Origin of the sequence: Leeuwenhoekiella nanhaiensis, from assembly GCF_002744755.1 — a bacterium.
Taxonomy (GTDB): domain Bacteria; phylum Bacteroidota; class Bacteroidia; order Flavobacteriales; family Flavobacteriaceae; genus Leeuwenhoekiella; species Leeuwenhoekiella nanhaiensis.
Map to the genome: position 1 here is coordinate 1 of NZ_KZ319317.1, position 9,446 is coordinate 9,446.

Annotated in this window: 13 protein-coding genes; 12 read left to right on the forward strand and 1 reads right to left on the reverse strand. The window is 36.3% G+C overall.

Translation table 11 applies throughout. From position 1 onward, the window contains the following. From CJ305_RS18850 to CJ305_RS18905, 12 genes are all read left to right on the forward strand, one after another. On the forward strand, window positions 1–645 hold a 645-nt coding region (locus tag CJ305_RS18850), incomplete at its 5' end, for an HAD-IC family P-type ATPase (protein WP_143469423.1). Between the two features lie 84 nt (window positions 646–729). Beyond that, window positions 730–1,215, forward strand: coding sequence for an asparaginase domain-containing protein (locus CJ305_RS18855; protein WP_099647812.1), 486 nt, complete (start codon window positions 730–732; stop codon window positions 1,213–1,215). Window positions 1,216–1,733: 518 nt separating this feature from the next. Further along, on the forward strand, window positions 1,734–2,138 hold the full coding sequence (locus CJ305_RS19690) for a response regulator transcription factor (RefSeq protein ID WP_223248936.1): 405 nt from the start codon (window positions 1,734–1,736) through the stop codon (window positions 2,136–2,138). A 276-nt stretch (window positions 2,139–2,414) separates the two neighbouring features. Then, the gene (locus CJ305_RS18865; protein ID WP_099647814.1) at window positions 2,415–3,251 is read left to right on the forward strand and encodes an RteC domain-containing protein; all 837 of its coding nucleotides are present in this window, start codon (window positions 2,415–2,417) and stop codon (window positions 3,249–3,251) included. Window positions 3,252–3,573: 322 nt separating this feature from the next. Further along, the gene (locus CJ305_RS18870) at window positions 3,574–3,858 is read left to right on the forward strand and encodes a helix-turn-helix domain-containing protein (RefSeq protein ID WP_099647815.1); all 285 of its coding nucleotides are present in this window, start codon (window positions 3,574–3,576) and stop codon (window positions 3,856–3,858) included. Between the two features lie 3 nt (window positions 3,859–3,861). Continuing rightward, on the forward strand, window positions 3,862–4,614 hold the full coding sequence (locus tag CJ305_RS18875; protein ID WP_099647816.1) for a hypothetical protein: 753 nt from the start codon (window positions 3,862–3,864) through the stop codon (window positions 4,612–4,614). Next, complete coding sequence (locus CJ305_RS18880) at window positions 4,598–5,260, forward strand: P-loop NTPase family protein (protein WP_099647817.1); 663 nt, start codon at window positions 4,598–4,600, stop codon at window positions 5,258–5,260. The genes CJ305_RS18875 and CJ305_RS18880 overlap by 17 nt, the downstream gene beginning before the upstream one ends. A 148-nt stretch (window positions 5,261–5,408) precedes the next feature. Then, the gene (locus CJ305_RS18885) at window positions 5,409–6,434 is read left to right on the forward strand and encodes a helix-turn-helix domain-containing protein (RefSeq protein ID WP_099647818.1); all 1,026 of its coding nucleotides are present in this window, start codon (window positions 5,409–5,411) and stop codon (window positions 6,432–6,434) included. Between the two features lie 97 nt (window positions 6,435–6,531). After that, on the forward strand, window positions 6,532–7,113 hold the full coding sequence (locus CJ305_RS18890; protein WP_099647819.1) for a phosphatase PAP2 family protein: 582 nt from the start codon (window positions 6,532–6,534) through the stop codon (window positions 7,111–7,113). 5 nt (window positions 7,114–7,118) lie between these two features. After that, a complete protein-coding gene (locus CJ305_RS18895) occupies window positions 7,119–7,871 on the forward strand; it encodes a methyltransferase family protein (protein WP_099647820.1) in 753 nt (250 codons plus the stop codon). A gap of 1 nt (window position 7,872) precedes the next feature. Beyond that, the gene (locus CJ305_RS18900; RefSeq protein WP_099647821.1) at window positions 7,873–8,628 is read left to right on the forward strand and encodes a COG4705 family protein; all 756 of its coding nucleotides are present in this window, start codon (window positions 7,873–7,875) and stop codon (window positions 8,626–8,628) included. 1 nt (window position 8,629) lies between these two features. Then, window positions 8,630–9,208 carry an HD domain-containing protein gene (locus CJ305_RS18905; RefSeq protein ID WP_099647822.1) on the forward strand — a complete coding sequence of 193 codons (579 nt, stop codon included), beginning with the start codon at window positions 8,630–8,632 and terminating at the stop codon, window positions 9,206–9,208. 21 nt (window positions 9,209–9,229) lie between these two features. On the opposite strand, the gene CJ305_RS19695 is transcribed toward CJ305_RS18905, so the two are convergent. Continuing rightward, entirely contained in the window at window positions 9,230–9,436 is a 207-nt protein-coding gene (locus CJ305_RS19695) for a GDCCVxC domain-containing (seleno)protein (RefSeq protein ID WP_099647823.1), read from the reverse strand. Between the last annotated feature and the right edge of the window lie 10 nt (window positions 9,437–9,446).

Sequence of the window (9,446 nt, forward strand, 5' to 3'; positions counted from 1 at the left end):
AACAGCATCGAAGTACCTTCTGAAACCGATAGCATTGTAGAATCCATAGTAATGGTTGCCATTGATGGAAAGTTTGCGGGTTATGTGACCATTGCCGATGAACTGAAGGAAGATGCCCACCAAGCCATAAAGCAAATACGTGAGGCTGGTATTTCAAAAATTATAATGCTTTCAGGCGATAAAGATTCCATTACGCAACAAGTTTCCAAAGAATTAAGTATTGATTGGGCAAAAGGTGGCCTACTACCGGAAGATAAGCTGAACGAGGTAGAAGAGCTCAAAAAACAACCTGAAACGAAAGTGGCATTCATAGGCGATGGTATAAATGATGCGCCTGTATTGGCAGCAAGTGGTGTAGGTATCGCAATGGGTGGTTTGGGCAGCGATGTTGCCATCGAGACGGCAGATGTCATCATCCAGACCGACCAACCAAGCAAGATTGCCAGGGCAATTAAAATTGGGCGTTCTACCCGAAGCATCGTTTGGCAAAATATTGGCTTGGCGTTTGGGGTTAAAGTAATTGTGCTTATCCTCGGTGCAGGTGGTTTGGCTACTATGTGGGAAGCGGTGTTTGCCGATGTGGGTGTGGCGTTGCTTGCTATATTAAATGCGGTTCGGTTGCAACGGATGAAATGGGAATCATAATGTTTCAAAGTTCTCACAATGTTGCTGCTAAAGATTTACCGATAAAAATCCGCTATCTTTATAGGTCACAACACGTCCTATTTTATGATACATATTCTTACAACAGGTGGCACCATTGAGGGACTGGATTATGTAGATGGTCAAGGTATTACCCAATCAAATATCAGCATTCAAGGCTTTCTTGATAAAGCCAATATTGGTTTTGAATACACCATAGATAGTGTTTTCAAAAAAGATAGCAGAGCCATAACGGATGATGACCGAGCGCAGTTGGCTTGCAAGATTAAGGAATCTAATGCGACTAAGATTTTAATAACACACGGTACTTTCACGATGGAAGATACCGCAAAATATATAGGAAGACTCAATCTGAAAAAAACCATTGTTCTGGTTGGGTCTTTCATTTTAGGTTCATCTGAGAACACGGATGCACCATTTAATTTAGGATATGCAATCAGCTCGCTTCAGCTTCTAAAACCGGATGTTTATATTGCTATGAACGGACAAATTTTTCTTTGGAACAATATTTCAAAAAATTTAGAAACCAACAAATTTGAGCGCAATGAGTAGGAATATAAATGTTTGGGACATCAATACATTGGACAACGTTCTTCTATCTTTTAATAGATACGTTCATAGTATTGCTTACCCTTTATTTTTCAAGAAAGAAAACGCGCAGTAGCCTAAGGCGATTTCTATATCTCGGAATTTTATTTATTGCCTATAATGCTACTGGCGGGTTTCTACCCGTAGAAAACTTTCCCGGACCTTTTATCCTTCAATATATCATCACATACGGTGTGGCCATTGCGCTTTGCGTTTACATTGTTTACTACCTTTATAAAGAGTATGACATCGTTGTATTGAAGTTCAACTCATCCATTAGAAATCTCGCTATACTGGCAAGCGTTAGCTTTGTAGTTTTATTTTTGATTCCCTACTTTCTGACAGATTCGTTGAAATCGGCACGTTTCCTTTTTACCATTCCCATATCCATTATAGCCTTTATTTTTCTGTTTATTTTTTATCGTAGAATCGCAAATCCGAGCAATCCCAATACCTTTATAGTAAGGCGAAACAAGCTGTCGATGGTTAGTGTGGCAAGCATAGCCTTATTACCCATTTGTACCGTTATAGGCGACTACCAATGGATAACTTTTACCGTAATGAACTTGGCTTTTTTTGCGATAACCGCTATTGAAGCTGATAGGTATTTGTACTTTATAGAAAACAACAATCGAATGTATGAGGTATTTGCCCTAAAGAAAAAACAACGTGATGAATCGGTAGAACGCAAAATCATTTATGAAGATTTGACCCGAAGGGAAATCGAGGTAGCCTTGTCAATTCTGAGTAATTTGAGCTATAAAAATATAGCCAAAGATTTGTTCATCGCTGAAAGTACTGTATCGAAACACGCATCCAATATCTTCAAAAAGACAGGCGTGAAGAATAGGCGTGAATTTTTAAAACGATTTCGCAAGAAAAAATAGGCAAATTCAATTGTTTACAGAGCCCAATATTGGCAATACCTCACAAGTTATCCGTAGAAAAATACGGACTATTCCGTAAATATATACGGTACGTTTTCCTTGTAAAATCGCAACGTAAAGTTACTTTAGATAGAGTTCCCTAAAATACATCAATGAACCACAAATTTTATGAAACGTGACTTTCATTTATACCATTTTGCAGGACTATGACATCATCTAACCAACCTTATCAACTAAATCCCATTTCTATGGTTTACAACATTAAAGTTCCTGCTTATGAACTCACAATTGCTATCTCAAAAACTTTTAAAGGATCTGGATGAAATCAAAATTCAGAATGGAAACATTATAGAAAGTGCCTACCTTTCCATAAAGGCCTGTCGCAAATTACTGAGTGCTTATAAAAAAGAAATAATCAAAACGAAATTTAAGACAGTTCAAGATGAGATAAATTTCTTCAAGAACACAAAGCAGGTTCCACTCATTAAACTCATCTACTTTTCTGAAATACATTCATTTGAGATTCAACTTCCCAAAGGCGATAAGGATGCCCAACTAAAATCGATAAAGAAAAAAATCAATAAAATAAATCGATTCTTCCTTTATAATATTGACTTTGGACGTTATGTGAATTCTGGGGCTACCCATTTTGACAAAGAGTATTACACACGGGATTATCTGGAAAACTTTCATATCACAACATCCAAATTCTACTTCCAAGACCCTGAATTTTGCACACCAAGAGATATGCTTTTGGGCAAATACAAGGCTTATGATTATTTAGTGACCTATTTTGATGAAAAGAAAGATAGGGTTCGTAACGGATTAAACGGAAAACACAAGAGCATCAAACCAATGGAAAAAATTGACTGGCCATTTTCAAATACGGATTACGTAGAATTGCTCTATGCACTATGTTCAAAAGGATTGGGAAAACAAAACAATCAAGGCATTATGCAGGTTTCAAAAAAGTTGGAACAACTATTTAATATTGAACCAAAAGACATCTACAAAACCTATCAGGACATTAAAAACAGGAAAAACAGCCGAACACTTTTTCTGGACCAACTTGCTACATCGCTACTCATAGAAATGGATAGAAGTGAGAAATGAACCCTAAATTCACTCTATAAGTAGTACGTTTCAAACTGTTAAAAAAAGACCGTAGTACGGTCGACCTACGGTGATTTAGTTTCACGCGAATTTTTAATAAATTTTAGTATGCTTTGATGACTATATTTCCTAAAAGTCAACTCAAAACACACCAAAACACACCAAATTTCAAGATGTTAAATTTTGACCGTAGTACGGTCGTACTGGGGAATAAAATCCAATAAACCACCTCAAATTTGTAGAACGAAAGTCAAATCAGGTCAGGGACTATCAATTAAAAGTATGAACCCAGATAGTCCCTTTCTATTAAAACCGTTCTATTATGCCGACAAGTATTATTACCACAGACGACCTTCGGGAATTCAAAATGGAATTGCTCGATGACATTAAAAAACTACTTACCAATCAGTCCAAAGGAAAACTAAAAAAATACCTCAAATCTTCTGAGGTTATGGATTTGCTTCAAGTGAGTCCAGGCACACTTCAAAATCTTCGTATCAATGGCACCTTGCCCTATACCAAAGTAGGTGGTATTATCTATTACGATACAGAAGAAATTCAAAAAGTGATGGACGCCAACCGTGTGTGTCACGGTCTAAATTCTTAAGCGATGAACTATATAAAGCTACTTAATGCGGCTTTTGAGAAGTTCTATTTTGATGACCGCCTAAATCCTACCCATATCAGTTTGTATATGGCGCTGTTCCAGGAATGGAACAGCTCTCGGTTTATGGATGAATTCTATGTAAATCGACGGGAACTAATGCGCGTTGCCAAGATTGGTTCAAAATCAACATATCACCGATGCATTACCGAATTGGATGCTTGGCTCTATCTGTCTTACTTCCCATCCAACAATCCGTATAAGGGCAGCAAAATCAAGATGGCCATTATCGGTACAAGTGATGAACCAGTTGTGGGACAGTACAATCCCACATTAGAACAGCTTGCGGAACAGTACCATCCCAGAGGTGTACCGCTTGAGGGACACCACCATCCCAAAAACGGACAAGTAGTGAACCAACACCGTCCCATAGATGGACAAGCATTGGTATCTAATACAAACAATATCAAACAAGAAAACAGTATAAAACAGCCAAAGGGCAGGCAGGCTGTTGTTTTATTTTTTGAAGAAAAAGGTTTTGATGCGGATGAAGCAAAAAAATTCTACGAGCATTATGCAGACCGAGAATGGAAAACAAGTGACGGAAAGCCAATACGGGATTGGCGCTCATTGGCCACAAACTGGATGGATAGAACCGAACTTTTCGAAGAAGAAAACAAACCAAACAAAAAACAAGCGTCCCAAATCAAGGACAACTTGCGAACCACTAAAAACAAAGACTATGGACAACCCCTCTAAAATTATCGAAGGTGGCGTGGAATATTCGCTGGGAAAATTTGATGGCAAAAGCGTCCTATACGATTTTCCAAAAATTCTGATTTACCTGAATGCCAAAGGCAAACTATTGTTTGGTAAAAAATTCAGGATTTATGATGAGGATAAGGATATTCTACTGAAGCTCTGTTCTTACTTCATCAAGGACAAGGAAAATTGTAATACCTACGGAATTGATATTGACAAAGGTATTTTACTTTCTGGACCTGTTGGTTGCGGCAAGACCAGTTTGATGAAATTATTACGCCATTTGGTTCCTTTGCAACGCCCTTATGAAATGATTCCCTGCCGTAATGTAACCTTCAGTTTTAACCACCTCGGTTTTAAAACGGTTGAGGAATATGGAAATACCAAATTCTATTGTTTTGATGATTTAGGCGTAGAACCATCTGGAAGATTTTATGGTAAGGATCTTAATGTGATGGGCGAAGTGCTCTTATCCCGATATGAACTCTACCTCGATACTAAACGCAAAATTAAAACCCACGCCACCACGAATCTCAATGCCGAAGAACTGGAAGAACGCTATGGCAATCGGGTTCGTAGCCGGATGCGAGAGCTTTTTAACTTGATTGCTTTTGACACGAAGGCTGAGGATAAAAGAAAGTAATCTACGAATGAGAAACTTACACTTAACAAAATTCCATATCTAATAATTTACCGTTTTTTTCGTTGACTTATGTAATTGACGTAAAGCAATACGGAATGGCAACCGTAGTCGCAAATTTTAATATCTTGCCAAATAATTATTTTTTTTAATGCTAAAAACACTACAAATAATTGCCTTAATACAAGGTGTTTTTGTTCTTTCGGTATTGTTTATCAATCGTAAAGAATACAAGAAAACTACGTTTTGGTTGCTCTTTGGAAGTTTGGTTTCCGTGCTACTGTATGTGGCAGGCGATGATGATAATAACCTATTTGTTCAAGATGCAGATTGGTTTCTGTTCGATAGTTCACTATTTGTAACATTTCTATTCCTGTTTTTCCGATACTACAAAAATGGGAAAGAAAAATTTTCCAAGCTTGATTACCTTTTCTTCTTGCCAAATATCATTTATTTCTTTATTGAAGCACTCGAAATATGGATGGTTGCAGAAAAATCAATTGTTGAAATATTTGAAAGCATTATAGAGTTAACATTTGTGGCGTATTTGTCTTTGATAATATATTCAATCTTAACTACGAGAACGAAACATTGGATAATCTATTTTGCGATTCCGATAGCATTGATATTTGCTTTGTCATCCTTGGATGAATTACTGAATGTTTTTATTACAGTTGAATTACCTTTTCTTAATGACCAAAATTTCAACACTTATCTTCTATTGGTCGTTGCCTTTTTGTTTTATTTTATAGCCTTCAAATTGTTAAGTAAGGGTAAAGATGTTCTACCAAATGTTGAAATTGGCAAATACAAAAATTCCAACCTTAACCCGAAACTAATTGAACAATACAAAGCGGACTTGGTTCGCTCAATGGAAAAGGATAAATTGTATCTCAATAACAAATTATCAATTGTCGATGTTTCAGATAAACTAAATATTCCACGCCAATATATTTCGGAAGTATTGAATGAACATATGAATAAAAGTTTTCAAGATTTCGTGAATGAATATCGTGTAGAAGAATTCGTTTGTCGACTTAAAAACGACCAGAATAATCATTTTACACTTCTTGGTATTGCTACGGATGTTGGTTTTAATTCCAAGTCCTCATTTAACGCAACCTTCAAGAAACATAAGGGTTTAACACCTACTCAATTCAAAAATAGTCTTTCCTAAATTTACCTATTTTGTGCAGATTAATTGTTCTGCACTACTCTGTTAAAATTTACATCAAATCTCGTGCGTTCTTTGGATAACAATTCAAAGTACACAGATGGAAATATCATTTTTTAAAAAAACATTATTACTCTTTTTTAGCTTATTCTTTAGCCTTGTAACATTTCAAATACAAGCGCAAGATACGAGCGAAACAAAGCCCGAAATTGGCACAACCCAAAAAATTGGTGATGTCGTCTTATTTGCATTGCCTGCCGCAACTTTAGGAACAAGTTTTATAATTGGTGATGAAAAAGGGGCTTGGCAGTTTACCAAAGGCCTTCTGCTTACCGTAGGCGTAACCTATGGCCTAAAATATTCCATCAACAAACAGCGACCGGATATGAGCAATGACAACGCTTTTCCATCCGGACATACTTCAACGGTTTTTCATAGCGCAGGATATGTGCATAGACGATATGGCTTTAAGTATGCCCTGCCATCTTATGCACTGGCTGGCTTTACTGCTGCAAGCCGCATCGATAGCAACAAACACGATATACTCGATGTAATTGCAGGTGCTGCAATCGGTCTTGGAAGCAATTTATTATTCACTACAGAGTATCAACAAGAGCATATGGAATTGACCTATTCAAATTTTGAAGGCAATCATATGGTAGGTTTCAAATTTAAATTTTAACAAAAATGGCATTACAAGAAGAATTAAAAACACAGGGCGATTTTCTATTTAAAAACAGAAGTTATCTGCCTTTAATTATTTTAGGAATTGGACTATCGGTATACATCTACACCGAATATTATGAGATTGAAACACCCGAAACGTGGTTGTCAGAAAGTTTCGAGTATATCTGTCTTGGCGTAAGCTTGCTCGGTCTTGCAATCAGAATTTTTACCGTTGGGCATACACCTAAAAATACATCGGGAAGAAATACAAAAGGTGGACAATTGGCCGATGAGTTGAATACCACAGGAATCTATTCAGTAGTAAGGCATCCATTATATCTCGGAAACTTCTTTATGTGGCTCGGTGTTGCAATGCTTACTGAAAATGCTTGGTTTACAGTTGCTTTCATTTTCTTCTATTCTTTTTATTATGAGCGTATAATGTATGCCGAAGAAAATTTTCTACGGAATAAATTCGGGCAAACATATTTAGATTGGGCAGAGAATGTTCCAGCATTTATTCCATCTCTCAAAAATTATACAAAACCGAAATACGCTTTTAGTATTAAAAAAGTACTCAAAAAGGAAAAGAATGGGCTTTGCGCAATATTTCTACTTTTTTGGATTTTTGATTTGGTGGGCGATTTGGTTGAAAAAGAACCTTTTGAATTTGAAACTGAGTTTTGGTTTTATGGTGCAATTATCACAACCGTGATTTATCTGATTTTGAAAGTATTGAAAAAACGAAAATTGTTAGACGAAACAAACCACTAAAATGAAAAAGGCAAAAGTTATCTCAGAGGGTTTAAACAAAGTCGCAAAAATTACATTGCTCTTTTGGATAATGAAAATTATCGCGACTACATTGGGCGAAACATTGGGCGACCTTTTGGCACATACGCTACAATTAGGATATGCGATTGGTCTTGCCATTACCGCTGTATTTTTTCTGTTGGTGTTAGCGATGCAATTAATGACTAAAAAGTACATTCCATTGTTATTTTGGTTGGTCATTGTCGGCACCACAACTGTAGGTACTGAAATATCGGATTTTATGGATAGGACATTGCATTTAGGCTATCTCGCAGGATCATTGATTTTGATAACACTATTGATAAACACTCTTTGGATATGGAAAAGCACCATTGGAAAAATTGAAGTATATCCCATTTTAAATAAAAAAGTGGAACTGTTTTATTGGATTGCAATTTTATTCTCTAACAGCTTGGGCACAGCTTTTGGCGATTTTTTAAGTGATAATGTAGGCTTGAGTTATTTGCAAGGGGCAATGGTAACCGCAGGTGTTATTGTAATTGTTGTTTTGTTGCATTACACCACCAAAATAAGCCATATCATTTTGTTTTGGATTGCGTTTATTTTCACGAGGCCATTCGGCGCAACATTTGGCGATTTGCTTACAAAAACGACGGCTGAAGGCGGTTTGGATTTGGGAACAATTCCCGCAACGGCAGTAAGTGTTGCACTATTGGGTCTATTGATTTTTTACAGTCATAAAAAGAAGTTGGTATAGAATGAACACTGAATTAATTATTAAGACAGAAAAACACTGCAAAAAACTTTTAAAAAACGGAAGGTGTCGCTCTTTACAATTCCATAACTATCGGCATACAGCAGAAGTCGCTCATAATGCAAATTTCCTTGCACAAAAATCGAACCTGACAGACGTGGAAAGAGAAATGGTAGTGATAGCCGCTTATTTTCACGATGTCGGCAACATCGAAATAACAATAGGTCACGAAAAATTAAGTTGTACAATTGCAAGAGAATTTTTGCAAAAACAAAATTTTCCAGAAGAGAAAATTAAAATAGTAGAGAGCACTATCCTTTCAACGGAAATGGGAAGAGAGCCAACAAATCTATTAGAAAAAATATTGAACGACGCAGATTTAAGCCATTTGGGAATGACCACTTTTTCAGAGAGAAATAGATTGCTGCGTAGAGAATGGGAAACTTTTCTGGATATGACATTCACGGATGAAGAGTGGATAAAATTGAATGTAAAATTTTTGAATGAACACCATTTTTATACAGAAGCAGCAAAAACTGCATTTGAAAATCAAAAAAAACAGAATTTAACTTATCTTAAATAAGGTTATTTTAACTTTGTTTACTTAACAACAGTTTTTGTTTTCTTGAATCGGTGGACAAGGTACAGATCCATAAGAGCAATAAACGCAACAATCCCCTTCATTTGGTTTTAGAACCGTTTTACAATTCTCACACTCGTAGAAAAATTGACAAGCATTTGTTGGCATATCTTCTACTTTTTTATGTCCGCAGTTCGGGCAGGTAATTTTAGATTTTAATATAGTTTCCATTCAATTTTTG

Excerpts from the sequence above, each read along its gene's own strand:
- CJ305_RS18855 (WP_099647812.1), top strand. The coding sequence starts at position 730 with ATGATACATATTCTTACAACAGGTGGCACCATTGAGGGACTGGATTAT.
- CJ305_RS19690 (WP_223248936.1), top strand. The coding sequence starts at position 1,734 with ATGGTTAGTGTGGCAAGCATAGCCTTATTACCCATTTGTACCGTTATA.
- CJ305_RS18865 (WP_099647814.1), top strand. The coding sequence starts at position 2,415 with ATGAACTCACAATTGCTATCTCAAAAACTTTTAAAGGATCTGGATGAA.
- CJ305_RS18870 (WP_099647815.1), top strand. The coding sequence starts at position 3,574 with ATGCCGACAAGTATTATTACCACAGACGACCTTCGGGAATTCAAAATG.
- CJ305_RS18875 (WP_099647816.1), top strand. The coding sequence starts at position 3,862 with ATGAACTATATAAAGCTACTTAATGCGGCTTTTGAGAAGTTCTATTTT.
- CJ305_RS18880 (WP_099647817.1), top strand. The coding sequence starts at position 4,598 with ATGGACAACCCCTCTAAAATTATCGAAGGTGGCGTGGAATATTCGCTG.
- CJ305_RS18885 (WP_099647818.1), top strand. The coding sequence starts at position 5,409 with ATGCTAAAAACACTACAAATAATTGCCTTAATACAAGGTGTTTTTGTT.
- CJ305_RS18890 (WP_099647819.1), top strand. The coding sequence starts at position 6,532 with ATGGAAATATCATTTTTTAAAAAAACATTATTACTCTTTTTTAGCTTA.
- CJ305_RS18895 (WP_099647820.1), top strand. The coding sequence starts at position 7,119 with ATGGCATTACAAGAAGAATTAAAAACACAGGGCGATTTTCTATTTAAA.
- CJ305_RS18900 (WP_099647821.1), top strand. The coding sequence starts at position 7,873 with ATGAAAAAGGCAAAAGTTATCTCAGAGGGTTTAAACAAAGTCGCAAAA.
- CJ305_RS18905 (WP_099647822.1), top strand. The coding sequence starts at position 8,630 with ATGAACACTGAATTAATTATTAAGACAGAAAAACACTGCAAAAAACTT.
- CJ305_RS19695 (WP_099647823.1), bottom strand. The coding sequence starts at position 9,436 with ATGGAAACTATATTAAAATCTAAAATTACCTGCCCGAACTGCGGACAT.